13 protein-coding genes and 1 pseudogene are annotated in these 14,786 nt (G+C 51.5%); 8 read left to right on the top strand and 6 right to left on the bottom strand.

Annotated elements, in window-relative coordinates:
* Positions 1–40: 40 nt before the first annotated feature.
* The gene (locus tag ACKWMY_RS22595) at positions 41–694 is read right to left on the bottom strand and encodes a helix-turn-helix transcriptional regulator (protein WP_024527479.1); all 654 of its coding nucleotides are present in this window, start codon (positions 692–694) and stop codon (positions 41–43) included.
* Between the two features lie 103 nt (positions 695–797).
* Here ACKWMY_RS22595 and ACKWMY_RS22600 point away from each other — a divergent pair.
* A pseudogene (locus ACKWMY_RS22600) lies at positions 798–2,254 on the top strand (MFS transporter).
* Between the two features lie 28 nt (positions 2,255–2,282).
* Here ACKWMY_RS22600 and ACKWMY_RS22605 read toward each other — a convergent pair.
* Both ACKWMY_RS22605 and ACKWMY_RS22610 read right to left on the bottom strand, forming a co-directional pair.
* Positions 2,283–2,501: a hypothetical protein gene (locus tag ACKWMY_RS22605; RefSeq protein WP_211136948.1), complete on the bottom strand. Its 219-nt coding sequence runs from the start codon at positions 2,499–2,501 to the stop codon at positions 2,283–2,285.
* A 314-nt stretch (positions 2,502–2,815) separates the two neighbouring features.
* Positions 2,816–3,184 (bottom strand): hypothetical protein, encoded by a 369-nt coding sequence (locus ACKWMY_RS22610; protein ID WP_024527483.1) that lies wholly within the window; start codon positions 3,182–3,184, stop codon positions 2,816–2,818.
* Positions 3,185–3,680: 496 nt separating this feature from the next.
* On the opposite strand from ACKWMY_RS22610, the gene ACKWMY_RS22615 reads away from it, so the two are divergent.
* The 3 genes from ACKWMY_RS22615 to ACKWMY_RS22625 all read left to right on the top strand — a co-directional run bounded on the left by ACKWMY_RS22615 (position 3,681) and on the right by ACKWMY_RS22625 (position 4,931).
* On the top strand, positions 3,681–3,845 hold the full coding sequence (locus ACKWMY_RS22615; RefSeq protein ID WP_409487071.1) for a helix-turn-helix domain-containing protein: 165 nt from the start codon (positions 3,681–3,683) through the stop codon (positions 3,843–3,845).
* 70 nt (positions 3,846–3,915) lie between these two features.
* Positions 3,916–4,623: an AzlC family ABC transporter permease gene (locus ACKWMY_RS22620; RefSeq protein ID WP_409487072.1), complete on the top strand. Its 708-nt coding sequence runs from the start codon at positions 3,916–3,918 to the stop codon at positions 4,621–4,623.
* Positions 4,620–4,931, top strand: a complete 312-nt coding sequence (locus ACKWMY_RS22625; protein WP_021805142.1) for an AzlD domain-containing protein — start codon at positions 4,620–4,622, stop codon at positions 4,929–4,931. The genes ACKWMY_RS22620 and ACKWMY_RS22625 overlap by 4 nt, the downstream gene beginning before the upstream one ends.
* Positions 4,932–4,976: 45 nt before the next feature.
* Here the strand turns inward: ACKWMY_RS22625 and ACKWMY_RS22630 are convergent, their stop codons facing one another.
* On the bottom strand, positions 4,977–5,813 hold the full coding sequence (locus ACKWMY_RS22630) for a GNAT family N-acetyltransferase (RefSeq protein ID WP_409487073.1): 837 nt from the start codon (positions 5,811–5,813) through the stop codon (positions 4,977–4,979).
* A 204-nt stretch (positions 5,814–6,017) separates the two neighbouring features.
* Positions 6,018–7,112: a porin OmpC gene (gene ompC, locus ACKWMY_RS22635; protein WP_409487074.1), complete on the bottom strand. Its 1,095-nt coding sequence runs from the start codon at positions 7,110–7,112 to the stop codon at positions 6,018–6,020.
* Between the two features lie 584 nt (positions 7,113–7,696).
* Between ompC and ACKWMY_RS22640 the strand changes: the two genes are divergently transcribed.
* Positions 7,697–9,268 (top strand): PTS transporter subunit EIIC, encoded by a 1,572-nt coding sequence (locus ACKWMY_RS22640; protein ID WP_409487075.1) that lies wholly within the window; start codon positions 7,697–7,699, stop codon positions 9,266–9,268.
* A 12-nt stretch (positions 9,269–9,280) separates the two neighbouring features.
* Positions 9,281–10,660 (top strand): glycoside hydrolase, encoded by a 1,380-nt coding sequence (locus ACKWMY_RS22645; protein ID WP_409487076.1) that lies wholly within the window; start codon positions 9,281–9,283, stop codon positions 10,658–10,660.
* A gap of 112 nt (positions 10,661–10,772) precedes the next feature.
* On the opposite strand, the gene ACKWMY_RS22650 is transcribed toward ACKWMY_RS22645, so the two are convergent.
* Positions 10,773–11,492, bottom strand: a complete 720-nt coding sequence (locus ACKWMY_RS22650; RefSeq protein WP_074028033.1) for a MurR/RpiR family transcriptional regulator — start codon at positions 11,490–11,492, stop codon at positions 10,773–10,775.
* Between the two features lie 383 nt (positions 11,493–11,875).
* On the opposite strand from ACKWMY_RS22650, the gene dinG reads away from it, so the two are divergent.
* Both dinG and ACKWMY_RS22660 read left to right on the top strand, forming a co-directional pair.
* Positions 11,876–14,077 carry an ATP-dependent DNA helicase DinG gene (dinG, locus tag ACKWMY_RS22655; RefSeq protein WP_024527491.1) on the top strand — a complete coding sequence of 734 codons (2,202 nt, stop codon included), beginning with the start codon at positions 11,876–11,878 and terminating at the stop codon, positions 14,075–14,077.
* Between the two features lie 76 nt (positions 14,078–14,153).
* On the top strand, positions 14,154–14,783 hold the full coding sequence (locus ACKWMY_RS22660; protein ID WP_409487077.1) for a LysE family translocator: 630 nt from the start codon (positions 14,154–14,156) through the stop codon (positions 14,781–14,783).
* The last annotated feature ends 3 nt before the right edge of the window (positions 14,784–14,786 follow it).

Consider the following 14,786-nt stretch of genomic DNA (forward strand, 5'->3'; position numbering starts at 1 on the left):
TACTGGGGGAGGCCGCCAGTACCTGGCCTAAATCAAGAGATTATGATTGGGAGATCTCGTAGGCGCAGCGGCGGGCACCGGTAAGAATATGTTCGCTGCGCTCAACCTTGGCTTGCAGCACCTCGGTAAATACGTTCAGCTCGGCGCGGCAAAATCCTTGGCAAACCGTCGCTGCGCTGCAAATGGGACAGTGATTTTCCACCAGCAGAAACTTGCCGTCTTTCCCTTCGCTCCACTCGGCCATATACCCTTCACGGCAACGGATGGCCGCCAGACGAGCGACGCGTTCACGCAGATCGGTTGCACCGATCATCGCCTTTTGGTAATTAATTCGGGTCTCCTGCTCTCGGCTGTCGATCAGCAGGTCCATCGCCTGCTCCCCCAGTTTGTCACGTACCGTGCGCAACAGTTGGGCAGTTAATTCGGCATGGGCGTCGGGGAAATGGGCGTTACCTGCGGCGGTCAACTGCCAGAGCTGTACCGGGCGGCCAACGCCGCGTGTTTCAGCTTTGGCTTCTACCAGACCTTCTTTTGCCAGCTTGACGAATTGCTGACGAGCCGCTTCACCGGTGGTGCCGAGTACTTTTCCTGCTTCTGAGGCTTGCTGCGGACCGTGGGTTTTCAACAGCTTCAGCAAGCGGTCACTGACCGAATGTGCGGTGCATTCGCCATTTTCCAAGTTAATTCTTGACATATTACAGCGCCTCGCCCTTAATTATTCCAAGATATTGCTTGTTAAATTTAGCCTAATAGCAAGATCAACTCAATGCCATTCCTCTGAAAACAGGACGATAACCGTGATAACCGATGATAACAGCCGTTGGAGCGATCTCTTTTCCGGCAAAAATGCCGCCAGTGCCATCGCACTGTCGCTCGGCGTCGCTTTGCATGCGATCAATATTCTGGTAGCGACCACCATTTTGCCTTCGGTGGTGCAGGACATCGGTGGGTTGGATCTCTATGCCTGGAACACCACCCTGTTTGTGGTGGCCTCGATATTAGGCTCGGCGTTGTCGGCACGTTTGCTGAGTGGCTACGGGGCACGTAGCGCCTATCTGGTGGCGTCGCTGTTCTTCATCGTGGGCGCGATGCTGTGTGCGCTGGCCCCTTCCATGCCGGTGATGCTGATTGGTCGTACGGTACAGGGGTTTGGTGGTGGCCTGATCTTTGCACTGTCGTACGCGATGATTAACCTGGTGTTTGAACAGAAACTTTGGCCACGCGCCATGGCGTTGATCTCAGCAATGTGGGGGATTGCTACGTTGGTGGGGCCTGCCGTCGGCGGGATTTTTGCCGAGTTGAACGCCTGGCGCTGGGCGTTCGGTATTCTGTTGCCGATCATGGTGCTGTACGCCGCCTTTACGTTCCGTATCCTGCCCAAAGGTAAACCACAGCAGCGGCCAACACCGTTACCGCTGATGCAGTTGCTGCTGCTGGCTGGAGCAGTATTGGTGGTGTCGGCTGGCAGCCTGGCAGATAGCGGTTGGCTAAACGTGGGCGGCATCGTGCTGGCGTTGCTGTTGTTGATTGGGTTAATCCGGCGCGAGGGACATTCACGCGCCCGCCTGCTGCCACATCAGGCACTGCGTCGTGGTTCGGCGCTGGCTTCGCTGTACGCTACGGTAACCCTGTTGGTGATCGGCATGACCAGCGAGATCTTTGTGCCTTACTTCCTGCAAACTCTGCATGGTCAGTCACCGCTGATTTCCGGCTATATTGCGGCCACTATGGCGGCCGGTTGGACCCTGTCGGAAATCCTCAGCTCCGGTTGGCGTGGGGTAGGGATCCGTTTGGCGATCATCAGCGGGCCGATTTTGGTGCTGCTTGGTTTGCTGGGGTTGGCGGTGCTGATGCCTATTCCCTCTAATGGCCACTGGCAGGCACTGGCGCCGATCGTGCTGGCTTTGACGCTGGTCGGTTTCGGGATCGGTTTTGGTTGGCCGCACTTGCTGACGCGCATTTTGCAGGTGGCTCCTCAGGCCGATAAAGATATCGCCGGGGCTTCCATTACCACGGTGCAACTGTTCGCCACGGCGTTTGGCGCAGCGTTGGCGCAGCGTTGGCGGGGATGGTCACCAACCTGGCCGGATTTACCACGCCGGGTGGCATCGAGGGCGCGGCCTCCGCTGCCCATTGGCTGTTCCTGCTGTTCGCCTTGGCCCCGCTATTGGCGATCTACAGTGCCTGGCGCAGTGCGGCCATTAGCCAGCCAGCCGAGGAGTCTGGCCATTCTCCGAGCACATCGACTTCCTGATAACGAAGCGGTGAGCGAACTAAATAAATCAGCCGCCATCCATGGATGGCGGTTTTTTCAAGATGGCGCAAAGAAACTTATGTATAACGATGATCACGGCAATTGAAAAAAATACCGAGACGATAAGCTTGGATATTCCCGCGGGTGCAGAGTAGAGAGAGTTAGCGCCGATCCCGGCACCGGCCGTAAAAAATGAAGACAAAACCAAGCCGATGATGACGGAAAGCGTCCAATAGGGTTTTTTCATGTTTTCCTTGGCAACGGCTTCTGGCTTAAGTGGTACAGTATGCATCGCCGCTATTGGGTTTAATCTCCATCCATACGGTTGCCGATGGATGGAGGGTTTTAGGATTTGGTTTTTTTAAAGATGGCACAAATAACTTTATGGAGTACCATGATAAAGTAAATTGAAAAAACCATTGAGACGACAAATTTGGATATTCTCTCTGGGGCCGAGTAGAAATGATTAGCTTCAATTCCGGCGCCGGACAAAAAAATTGAGGATAAAATCAGCCCGATGACGACAGAGACGATCCAATAGAGTTTATTCATGCTTTTTTCTTACCAGCTACAACCGCCGCTGCCATTTTTACCACTGCAGCTGCCTGAGCTTTTATTTCCGCCAGGGCCCGTGCCGACATTCCCACCTCCTCGTCCACTATCTTTGAAACAGCCGCCGGTCGCAGCGCCATAAGCCAGGCCAGCAGCCATACCCGCAGGCCCGCCAATAACGCCTTTCCCCGTGTTGGCCAACATGCCATTGATACAGTCGGCATTGCCATACTTGTCATAGAAACCGCCAGAGTTATTCCCGGAACTATTATTCCCTTTGCCTTTGTTGTTTCTGCCGCCGTTATCTGTGCGATCGCCCCCATTATTACCACGGCCACCAGACACATAACCTAATAACGATAAGTCAATAAGTTCCATAGGAAACTCCTTTTATGAGGTTTTTTAAAGTGTGTTGCTTTAAATGCAATTTATTATTAACTCATTCGTAATCGTATATCAATGGTTTTTTTAAAAAATAAGCGTGGTATTTTTTATTTGTAATGATTATCGTAAGTTCAAAATGTAATATGTTTTTAATTCCCGTGGGTAATCTCAGCGGCTATTAGGCTACCGATAAGGTTGTTAATATTAATCGTAAATTTAACTGAATGGCCTAAAATAAATATTTTAATTTTATCATTTAGCCGTTTAATACTCATTCAAGTGTGCAACAGGTGGGGAGCGGGCAGGTTAGAGGACCGTTGAGCGCATGGATGCGTATGAACGGTTCCACGGCGTGTCGGTGTTCTACATGCTTCCTACCTGTCACACCATTACGTAAAGCTATTTAGCTGAGGGGGATATGGGCAATTTTGTACAAACGCCCGATCTCACCGAGTGCTAGAATGAGTTTCGATCCGCGTGGAAGGTAGGTATGGCAGAGAGCGTGAGCAGGAAAGGGCGTCAGCTGTTAAAGGCGGGCAATGGCGTGTTGGAGACGGCACTGGCCTGCGGTTTTCACGATCAGAGCCATTTCCACCGTCATTTCCGCAAGTCCATCGGAGTGACGCCCGGTGACTACGTCAAATCGTTGAGATAAATACGCAAGCGGATACAATACTCGCCCTCTTTCCTGCGCTATTCTACTCCTTCGTTCGAAGGAGAAAATAATGACTTACCAATCAACACTCACGGAGCCGCCAACGTTGCGCCTTCGCCCGGCCCTGCAAGGTGCGGTGGCGATCCTGCCGCTGTGCCTGGCGGTATTGCCCTGGGGGATCCTGGCAGGGTCAATGGCGATCCAGAGTGGCCTGACGGCGGCAGAGGGGCTGGGGATGTCGGCGATTGTTTTTGCCGGGGCCTCCCAACTGGTGGCGATGGGGATGATCAAGACCGGTGCGGGTATGCTGGCGATCCTGATCTCCACCTTTTTTGTCACCGCCCAGCACTTCCTCTACGGCCTGCGCCTGCGGGAATGTATTGCTCCGCTACCGCTGAGGTGGCGTGTCGCGCTGGCGTTTTTGCTGACCGATGAGCTGTTTGCCCTGACGGGGGATCATGGTCCGGCGCGCTTTAACCGTTGGTATGCACTGGGAGCAGGGCTGGCGTTTTATTTGAGCTGGTTCTTTGCCACCTTGCTCGGCGTAGTGGCGGCCAGCAGCATTGATCTGGATAGCTACGGGCTTGATTTCTCGATCGCGGCGACTTTTATCGCCATCATTGTGCCGTTGGTACGCAACCTGCCGGTGCTGGCATGCGTGTTGACATCATTGGTGCTGTCGATTGGTTTGCACCATTATCAGGTGCCGGGCGCTTTGATTATTACCACCCTGGTGGCGATGCTGGTTGGACTGCTGTGCAGCAGGGGGAAAGAATGATCTGGCTGACCATTGTGTTGATGGGCGTGATCGTCTTCTTCAACCGCTACTGTTTCCTGGCACCGGGCCTGCCGGTGCGCTTATCGCAACGGATGAGGACCTTGTTGAGCTTCTCGGTACCTGCAGTACTGACCGCCATCTGCGGACCAATCATCGCCTTTAACGGGGATGAGTGGCGCGCACTGCCCGAAAACCCTTATCTATGGGGAGCCGTGTTCGCTATTGTTCTGGCCGTTTTCCTGCGCAATACGCTGGCGGTCGTGGTGTTGAGTATGCTGATGTTTATTCTGCTACGCACACTGCTGTAACCCGCGACCCACAATATTCCCCCTGAATTATTCAGGGGGAGAGCGTCACATCGCCATTGTCATTTCAAACTGACGCAACGGATCTTCACGCCAACCAAGGTGCTGGAAGAAGGGCGCGACATCGTCTGGAACAAACACGTTGGCCGACAGCGCCAGTGGGGCAAACTGTGCTTGCAGCGCTTGCAACAGACGGCGCGCCTGGCCTTGGCCGCGAAGCGCTGGCGGCACATAAATCATGCGCAGATGACACTGCTGTGCGCCCGGTATCACCAAAGCAAAAGCCTGCTGGTCCAGAGTGAAGGCGCACGGGGTGCCGGGCAGCTTGTACAGCGATTCTGGAGCGATCAACCACGGCAAGCCATATTGGCCGTCGGCGGTCATCCGCTGGGCAAGTGCCAACGGGTCGATCTGTTGCAAGGCTGCCGAGGGTTCCGGGGTTGCCAACGGGGCGTGAAATCCCAATAGCGTGCGGGTGATGGCTAAGCCCGCCTGTTGATACAGCGCCAGGGCTGCTTGATTACCGGCGATCACCTCCAGCGAAAGCTGGCGATCGCCTCGCGTATGGGTATCCGCAATAATGCGCTGCATTAACGTCCTGCCTAGCCCTCTGCCACGCATTTCCGGGCGGATAGATAAGGCCGCTACACGGCTATGTTGGCCCCGGCGTGCGATCAGGGCCAGCGCCACCGGGTGCTGCTGGTGAGTGACGATAATGCTGTGATTCAGGCTGAGGTCTTCGGCGGCAAAGCGGCTGCTAAAGGTTTCACCGTCGATCACAAAGGGAACAATATAGTTCTCAAAGCAGTGGCTGAGTATTTGCGCCAACTGCATGCTGCTGTAGGGCAAGGCGGTGTGAAACTCGAACTGGCTATCGATAAGCATGACGGTTCCAAAGGCAGCGATGGGGCCTTTATATTTAGCTGCGATCGGTCAATCAGGCAAGTATTAAGCTGTTTTTACCGGGTTTTTTGAGTTGTTCGAGCGCAAGGATCGTGATGAAAAAACCGGGCGAATTCGCCCGGTGAAGTCACTTCAGAAATAGCCGTAGCTATAAATTGCAGTAGTGGTTATGTGTCACAGCGTAAATCAGAATTGGTAGGTCAGGGCTACGGCAACCACGTTGTCGGTTTTCAGACCCAGTTTGTTGTTGTCGTCGAGCTGGTTGATTTTATAATCCACATAGGTGGACATGTTTTTGTTGAAGTAATAGTAGGTGCCCACGTCAATATATTTCACCAGGTCGGTGTCACCAATATTTTCAATGTCTTTAGCCTTAGACTGGACATAAGCCAGTGACGGGCGTAGGCCAAAGTCGAACTGATATTGCGCAACCACTTCCACGTTCTGAGTTTTATTGGCAAACCCGCTTACGGAGGTAGAGGCATTATTAATGGTCGCGGTGCCGGAAATTGGTGTCAGGTTATGGGTTTCGGCATAGGTGGCTGCCAGATACACGCTGTTGGCGTCGTATTTCAGGCCGGTTGCCCACACGTCGGCTTTATCGCCCTTGCCATAGCTGCTCTGTTTTTGGCCGGTAGTCCGGTTAGAAGAGGCATAGGCGGCCGTAACGCTGACGCCATCGATGATTTCGTAGCTGGAAGACAGGCCGAAGCCGTCGCCGTTAGCTTTGCTGCCAGCACGGCCATCGTTTTCGTTCTTGCCCTGGTACTGCAACGCAAACTTCAGGCCGTCGACCAAGCCAAAGAAGTCGTTGTTACGGTAGGTAGCCACGCCGTTGGCACGCCCGGTCATAAAGTTGTCGGTTTTGATATAGGTATCATCGCCGAATTCCGGCAGCATATCCGTCCAGGCGCCAACGTCGTAGATAACGCCGTAGTTACGGCCATAGTCGAATGAACCAAAGTTTTTCACTTTCAGGCCAGCAAAACCCAGACGCGTTTTGGTGTCTTTAGTGCCATCCGCTTCGCTGTGGTTGGCGGCGATCTGATATTCCCACTGGCCGTAGCCGGTCAGCATATCGTTAATCTGGGTAGCCCCTTTAAAGCCGATACGCACGTAGGTTTTATCGCCATCATTGCTACTATCGTCAGAGAAATAGTGCAGTGCTTTTACCCGACCATAGAAATCAAGCTTGTTGCCGTCTTTATTGTAGATCTCTGCTGCCTGTGCGGTCTGGGCAATGAAAAGTGCCGCAATAACGGCAAGAAGATTAGGTTTCATGGTGTTCCCTTATTAAATATACCCTATAGATTTCAAGCTGCGGCTAGGCGCCAAACTATCTTCATCTCCAGGAGCTTACTTATAGTAAGTAACCGGGGTGAGATAGTGCCGGTAACGACGCGGCAGTTTGAAAGATGACGGGTATACGATTCGATTGAAAGACGCTTATCATCAGTTGTATCACTGTTTTACTTTGCTGCCAGAGTTAGCGCAGCGCAGATTTTTTACCGCAGTTGTGTGATGTATTTATGACAGAACATTCAAATCTGTATCGAATGACGAAAATTAACGCAAGATAGGCGTTTTTCTGTTTTCTGTCTCCTCGCTACCATAGCCGGGTATGCGGCATGTCGCATGGTCTTCATCTGTAGTACAGGCCACTGGCATGGGTTCTCTAACGGCACGCACCTCTCCCTGGTATACCCCGTCGGACTCCCGGCCCCGATGAAACAGGTGTTCATTTTGTGGCTATCTGTACCTATTTGCTGCAACAGGTTCCAATTGTCAGACGCACTTGTTATAACGAATGTACTGGAAGTCAGTTCGATATAATTATAAAACACCCTATCACTAAAGGAACGACTATGTCTGGACTACGGCAACGTACTCTGGAGAATATGCAAAAGTTCTCTAGAGCCATGATTGGCGCTGTATTATTTTTGCCAGTAATAGGTTTAATTCTGGCATTAAGCTCAGTGCTTACCAATCCCAATATTTTTTCTGATACCAGCTTTCTTCATCACCTTGGTGTGTTACTGGGGGATACCTTCTGGCCATTATTTGGTAATTTAGGGTTACTATTCTGTGTCGGTATAAGCTATGGCTTGGCAAAAGATAAAAAAACCGAAGTCGCATTGGTTTCCGTCATGTGTTTTATCATGTTTCTCGGTGCTAACCACTCTTGGCTGGAGTTCACCCACGGCGTAGCAGAAAAAATCAATGGCGAGTATTACGGCACCGGGCAAACGCAGCTGCTGGGCTTTATTGTGGTCGATATGGGGGTATTCCTCGGTATTATTTTGGGTTGTACCATTGCATGGGTTCATAACAAGGTTACGCAAATCGAATTACCCGGTGCATTATCGATGTACGGTGGTGCAAAACTGACGTTGATCGTTATGACTCCGGTCGTTATCGTCTATGCCATCGCTTTTACCTGGATCTGGCCATTTATGACGCATGGCATTACTACCCTGACCGGTTTTATGAAAAATGCCGGGGTTGCCGGGGTATTTGTTTACGGATTCTTTGAAAAATTCCTGATCCCTACCGGTCTGCACCATTTCGTCTGGTCGCCATTCCAGCTCACGCAAATTGGCGGCACGATAACCGTCGATGGGCAAACGGTATCCGGTACCCAAGCCATCTTTTTAGCTTACATGCGTCACCCTGATCTAACCCCGATGATGAACGAGGGGTTGCGCTTCTCGCAGCAAGGTATGACAACGATCTTCGGTTTGTCCGGTGCGGCGCTGGCCTTTTATCATACCGCCAAGCCGGAGAAAAAATTAATGGCGAAAGCCATCCTGTTGCCAGCGATTATCACCTCTATTCTCACCGGGATCACTGAACCCATTGAGTTCACCTTTCTGTTTATCTCCCCATTATTATGGGTGGTCCATGCAACGTTGACGGCCGCCTCACAGGCACTGTGCGATATGTTTAGCGTACGCCCCTGGGGGGCTTCTGGTTTAATCGAATTCGTTATTTATAACCTGCCTTTACCGGCATCGTTAACCCGTTGGCCGATATATATCTTGATTGGCATTGGTCAGTTCTTTGTTTATTACGTAGTTTTCCGTACCATCGTGGTGAAATTAAATCTTAAAACCCCAGGGCGTGAAGATGATGATGACGTAAAGCTATACAGCAAAAAAGACTACCAGGAAAAAATACAGAAAAACAAACCGTCGTCTGAACAGCAAACTGGCGATATTATTAACGGGTTGGGTGGCAAGGATAATATTGTTTCAGTAGATAACTGTTTTACCCGGCTTCGGGTGGTTATTCATGACATCACTCTGGTTGATGATAATGTCTTGAAATCCACCGGAGCCAATGCGGTGGTACGAAATCGAAATGAAATACAGGTTATTTATGGTGTCAAGGTTGGGCAGGTACGATCAAAAGTAGATACCTGGCTGGCTGATAATTAATTGGGAGTTTATATGAAATTGACAGTTTTGGGTGGTGGTGGCGTTCGTTCGGCATTTCTTGCTAAATCATTGGCGTATAATGCGCATCGTATCGGACTAAAAGAGGTGGTTTTTTTAGATAATTCAGAAGAAAACTTGGCGTTATTTGGCCAGATCGCCAGCTATATTTTTAAAACCATCCGTCCGGATATCGATTTTAGCCTATCGACCGAACCAAAAACCGCTTTGCAGGGGGCTAACTATGTGATCACCACGCTACGCGTTGGCGGTGATGGGAGCCGTATTCGTGATGAGCGTATCGCGCTAGACCATAATACGCTGGGCCAGGAAACCACCGGTGCAGGCGGGTTTGCCATGGCGATGCGTTCCATACCCGCCATTCTTGACTATTGTCGGTTAATTGAAGAGCACGCTGCCAGCGACGCGATCCTCTTCAACTTTACCAATCCGTCAGGGCTGGTGACCGAAGCGATAATCAAATCTGGGTTTAAACGCCGCGTGTATGGTATTTGCGATGCACCCTCGGAGTTGATCCGCGAGCTACCGGCAATTCTGGGGTGCGCAGAGAGCGATTTGCAGGTGGAATGTTATGGGTTAAACCATTTTTCATGGTTCACTCACTTTACCGTGCAGGGCAAAGACGTCACCGATATCCTGATCAACAAGCCGGAACTGTACAGCAAAACGGCAATGCAGTATTTCTCACCGGAGTTGGTGCGCCTGTGCGATAAGCAATTGCTGAACGAATATCTCTATTATTACTACTATAAAGAAGAGGCTCTGCAAGCTATTCAGGCGTCGGGCGAGACACGTGGTGAGCAAATTGCCCATATCAACTGGGAAATGCGCGAGGAACTCCAGTCTATTGATGTTAAAGCCAGGCCGGTTCAGGCGTTTGATATCTGGATGAAGCACTATTTGCGCCGTGAAAACAGCTATATGCAAAATGAGTCACAGCAGGAAAAATTCAACACCAGGGAACCATTAACCCTCCAGCAGTTTATTGAACAACCAGACAGTGGTGGCTATGCCGGTGTGGCACTGGATATTCTTGAGGCAGTTAATAGCGATGCCACCAAGCGGATCGTCGTATCGCTGACCAATAATGGCACGCTTGATTTTTTACGTGACGACGACGTGATTGAAATCAGCTGTGACTTGAGCAAAGAGGGGATGAAGCCGGTGACACCAATCCATGTTCCCACCGCGCAAAAGAATATGATTTCCTGTGTGAAAGAGTATGAGCGCCTTGCCGTTGAGGCCATTCTGAAGCAGGACAGATCCCTTGCCGTACGGGCATTAATGGCGCATCCATTGGTTGGTTCATGGTCACTGGCCGATAAGCTGGTCACCGCTTATCTCAGCGGACCGCAGTTTACTTCCTGGCAATAACTCTGGTTATGGCGGGTGAAAACTGCCCGCCTTGACTATTCAGATCGCCGAGACATCACAACCGGCCCGTAGTGTAGAGGGTACCCATTCAGCAGTGTCGTCATCAATCTTATTACGGGATTTGTTTTTGGTGGAACCAGAGTTTAAGCAGGTGCTCAAAGCCAAGAATACAGTAACCGAAAAAAGGATTAGACCAGTAAATATCATCGTCATATTTTTGTGGATCATGAATGATGAAAGCAGTATTGGCTGCTTGGGCCAATGGACTTTGGTAATCTCCGGTGAAGCAGATAAGTTCGGTATCCTTGTCTTTCAGCGCATTTAACCAACTCAGTGCAGAGGAGCTACGGCCAGATTTGGAGATGATCCAGATCGAATCAAACTTGGCAGCATTTTTTTGTTCAAGAATTTCATAGTCTGGCCACAAAGCCAGGCTGGCATTGATGCCAATCACCAGGAATTTATTATAAATATATTGCGCAATCAGCTGTGAAAAACCACTGCCATGGATCAGTATTCGCTCATTTTGCAAGCGGTGTAATAAAGGCTCAAGTCGTTCTGGTGGTTGAATATTCATAAAGTCGATGTCATTGGTAACATCCAGCTTAGGCAGGGTAATATTAAATTTAATAAAGTAAACCAACTCTAGCCAACCGCTGAATTTCAATTTTTTCGCCAGCCGTACCAGTGATGACGGATTGCTGTAACATTGTTCAGCCACGTTGCGGATGCCCTGACTAAGACATAACTCCGGATTGGTTTGAATGTATTGGAGTACGGTAACTTCTGTTTTGCTTAACTGCACGTCACGAAAAAGATTAGTCAGATCCATTATTCACTCCTCATGCGATGATAGGACAATAGCACAAGTGCAATGAGACGTATGAATAGTCGATCACGATAATAACTTTAGGCATGAAAATAGAGGAAGAGCAGGGGAGTATCATTCTGGCTCCGGTCTTTTTCTATGAAAAATAGAGACACACATTAATCGTGTTTATTTTGGTGTTATGGGGCAACGGTAATGCACAAGCCAAAATGGGTTAACCAGCCTGAAGGATGCGATGCCGATCGCTATGATGACACCGTAGCAAGCAAGAGCGGGCTTGCATTGCGGTGTGTTTCGCAATGTTGGCAAGCCAACCGTAACTCGGGCTGACGCCGCGGGCGGTCTGTGGGACAATAGCGCCATCATTTCGTTTAGATAAGAGTTGAATGGCGCTTTCCCCCGCAGTTAAAGATCAGATCGGCCAGTGGTACAAAGCCCTGCAGCAGCAAATACCGGATTTTATTTCGCGTGCCCCTCAGCGGCAGATGATTGCCGAAGTGGCGAAGACCCTGGCCGGAGATTACCCTCGCCATCTGGCGATCGAAGCGCCCACCGGCGTGGGTAAAACGCTCTCGTACCTGATACCGGGTATTGCCGTTGGCCGTGCCGAAAGCAAACCGCTGGTGGTCAGTACCGCCAACGTGGCGCTGCAGGATCAGATCTACAGCAAAGATTTACCGCTGTTGAAAAAGATCATTCCCGATCTGAAATTCACCGGTGCGTTTGGCCGTGGGCGCTATGTTTGTCCGCGCAATCTGGCGGCGATGAGCACCGACGTGGTCGAGCAGGGCGATCTGATGCTGTACCTGGACGAAGACGAGCTAGCGCCGTCCAGCGGTGAAGAGCAGGCGCTGTGCCAAAAGCTGGCGAAAGCCCTGGCGCGCCATGAATGGGATGGCCTGCGCGATCACTACCAGCTATCGATTGATGACCCCTTATGGGGCAAGCTGAGTACCGACAAGGCCAACTGCCTGGGGCGCAACTGCCACTATATTCGTGAATGCCCGTTCTATATCGCCCGCAAAGAAATTGAAACCGCCGATGTGGTGGTAGCCAACCATGCGTTGGTGATGGCGGCGCTGGAAACCGAGTCGGTATTGCCGAACCCGAAAGAGCTGTTGCTGGTGCTGGACGAAGGCCATCATCTACCTGAAGTGGCACGAGATGCGCTGGAGATTGACGGTGAGATCACCGCGCTGTCAACCAACCTCCAGCTCGATATGATCGTGCGCCAGGTAGAACAGTGCATGACGCAGTACCGGCCAAAGAACCCGCCGGGGTTGGCCAATAGCGAACGGCTAAAAAACCACTGTGAAGAATTGCGTGAGCTGATCCAGATTTTTGAGCACCAGGCTAACGCCTATCTGCCGCCAGACAGCGGCAACGCCGAATATCGCTTCGAAATGGGCGAACTGCCTGCGGAGATGGTCGAGATCTGCGCGCGTCTGTTCAAACTGACGGACGGCCTGCGCGGCCTGGCCGAATTTATTCTTAACGATCTCACAGAGCAGACCGGCAAGCACGATATTGTACGGCTGCATCGTTCCATCATCCAGATGAGCCGCACGCTGGGCTATCTGGAGGCGATGAGCAAGCTGTGGCGGCTGGCGGCGATGGACAAATCCTCCAATGCGCCGATCTCCAAATGGATTGCGCGTGAGCTACGCGATAACGTTACCCATCTTTACCTGCATTGCGTGGGCATCCGCGTCAGCGATCAGTTGGAAAAACTGCTGTGGCGCAAGGTGCCGCACGTGGTGATCACCTCGGCAACGTTACGTTCATTGAATAGCTTTTCACGGCTGCAAGAGATGAGCGGGCTGAGCGAAAAGGCGGGCGATCGCTTCGAAACGCTGTCTTCGCCGTTTAATCACGTCGAACAAGGTAAAATAGTCATTCCCAAGATGCGTTTTGAACCGGCGATGGCCAACGAGGCCGAGCATCTGGAAGAGATGGCGCGCTTTTTCCGTGGCGAGCAGGCTAGCGGTCAGCATAAAGGGATGCTGATCCTGTTCAGCAGCCACCGTGCGATGCAGACCTTCCTCAGCTATGTCACCGATCTGCGTCTGATGTTGCTGGTGCAAGGCGATCAGCCGCGTTACCGGCTGGTGGAAGAGCACCGTAAGCGGGTAGAGAAGGGCACTGCCAGCGTGTTGGTTGGGTTACAGTCATTTGCCGAAGGCTTGGATCTGAAAGGTGAACTGCTGACCCAGGTGCATATCCACAAGATTGCCTTCCCGCCGATCGACAGCCCGGTGATCCTCACCGAGGGCGAATGGCTTAAATCCCTCAATCGTTACCCGTTTGAGGTGCAGAGTTTGCCAAGCGCGTCGTTTAACCTGATCCAACAGGTAGGTCGTCTGATCCGTAGCAACGAGTGTCACGGTGAAATTGTGATTTATGACCGCCGCCTGTTGACCAAGAGCTATGGTTCACGCCTGTTGGCAGCGCTACCGGTGTTCCCGATCGAACAGCGCGAGGTGCCGGAAGCGGACAAAGCCCATAAGGCGGCGTTAAAATCTGCGGCAGAGGCCACCAAGAAAGAGAAAAAGCGCAAGAATCCGTTTGCTCGCCGCCGTACCCGCTAACAAATGTATTCTGGCAAAAAACAACTTTCTAACTACTATTGAGGCTTGCTCTTCAACCCCGTTGCTCAGGTGAATTATGGTGGAAATATCTACGTTGTTGTTATTCGCTGGTGCCTGTCTGGCACTGACGGTGACTCCTGGCCCGGACATGTTGTTGATAGCTTCCCGAAGCCTAAGCCAGGGGAAAAGTGCTGGCTTCGCTTCGTTGGCCGGGATACAGCTGGGAACCTATTGCCACGCCTTGGCGGCGGCGCTGGGCCTTTCACAGCTGTTTGTCGCGCTGCCGCTGGCCTATGATGCAGTACGTTTGTTAGGGGCGGCTTATTTACTGTATCTGGCATGGAAAACGCTGCGTTCAGGCAGTAGTTTGCAGGCCTCCGCCGGGTTACAGGCCGTTTCAGTAAGGCGAATTTTTCAGCCGGGCTTGTTGACCAATATTCTCAATCCGAAAATGGCGCTGTTTGTGTTGGCGCTATTCCCGCAGTTTATCAATCCGCAGAGTGGTTCCGTGGTGGCTCAGATGCTGATTCTGGCCACTATCTTGAATGCTATTGGTCTGGTGATTAACGGTGCCGTGATCCTGGTGGTAAACCGTTTAAAAAGCCGCTTTACTGGCCGCCAATTCAGCGCTCGTTGGCCGAATTATTTGTTGGCAGGGGTATTTGCCGGGTTGGCTTGCAAGCTTATTTTCGACAGTCGGAAATAAGCT

This window comes from Serratia sp. J2, assembly GCF_046269175.1.
In the GTDB taxonomy this organism is placed as follows: Bacteria; Pseudomonadota; Gammaproteobacteria; order Enterobacterales; family Enterobacteriaceae; genus Chania; species Chania fonticola_C.

What these genes read in the sequence shown, in the direction of transcription:
- ACKWMY_RS22660 (WP_409487077.1), top strand. Translation starts at nt 14,154, where the DNA reads ATGGTGGAAATATCTACGTTGTTGTTATTCGCTGGTGCCTGTCTGGCA.
- ompC (WP_409487074.1), bottom strand. Translation starts at nt 7,112, where the DNA reads ATGAAACCTAATCTTCTTGCCGTTATTGCGGCACTTTTCATTGCCCAG.
- dinG (WP_024527491.1), top strand. Translation starts at nt 11,876, where the DNA reads ATGGCGCTTTCCCCCGCAGTTAAAGATCAGATCGGCCAGTGGTACAAA.
- ACKWMY_RS22620 (WP_409487072.1), top strand. Translation starts at nt 3,916, where the DNA reads ATGACTTACCAATCAACACTCACGGAGCCGCCAACGTTGCGCCTTCGC.
- ACKWMY_RS22595 (WP_024527479.1), bottom strand. Translation starts at nt 694, where the DNA reads ATGTCAAGAATTAACTTGGAAAATGGCGAATGCACCGCACATTCGGTC.
- ACKWMY_RS22650 (WP_074028033.1), bottom strand. Translation starts at nt 11,492, where the DNA reads ATGGATCTGACTAATCTTTTTCGTGACGTGCAGTTAAGCAAAACAGAA.
- ACKWMY_RS22640 (WP_409487075.1), top strand. Translation starts at nt 7,697, where the DNA reads ATGTCTGGACTACGGCAACGTACTCTGGAGAATATGCAAAAGTTCTCT.
- ACKWMY_RS22610 (WP_024527483.1), bottom strand. Translation starts at nt 3,184, where the DNA reads ATGGAACTTATTGACTTATCGTTATTAGGTTATGTGTCTGGTGGCCGT.
- ACKWMY_RS22615 (WP_409487071.1), top strand. Translation starts at nt 3,681, where the DNA reads ATGGCAGAGAGCGTGAGCAGGAAAGGGCGTCAGCTGTTAAAGGCGGGC.
- ACKWMY_RS22645 (WP_409487076.1), top strand. Translation starts at nt 9,281, where the DNA reads ATGAAATTGACAGTTTTGGGTGGTGGTGGCGTTCGTTCGGCATTTCTT.
- ACKWMY_RS22630 (WP_409487073.1), bottom strand. Translation starts at nt 5,813, where the DNA reads ATGCTTATCGATAGCCAGTTCGAGTTTCACACCGCCTTGCCCTACAGC.
- ACKWMY_RS22605 (WP_211136948.1), bottom strand. Translation starts at nt 2,501, where the DNA reads ATGAAAAAACCCTATTGGACGCTTTCCGTCATCATCGGCTTGGTTTTG.
- ACKWMY_RS22625 (WP_021805142.1), top strand. Translation starts at nt 4,620, where the DNA reads ATGATCTGGCTGACCATTGTGTTGATGGGCGTGATCGTCTTCTTCAAC.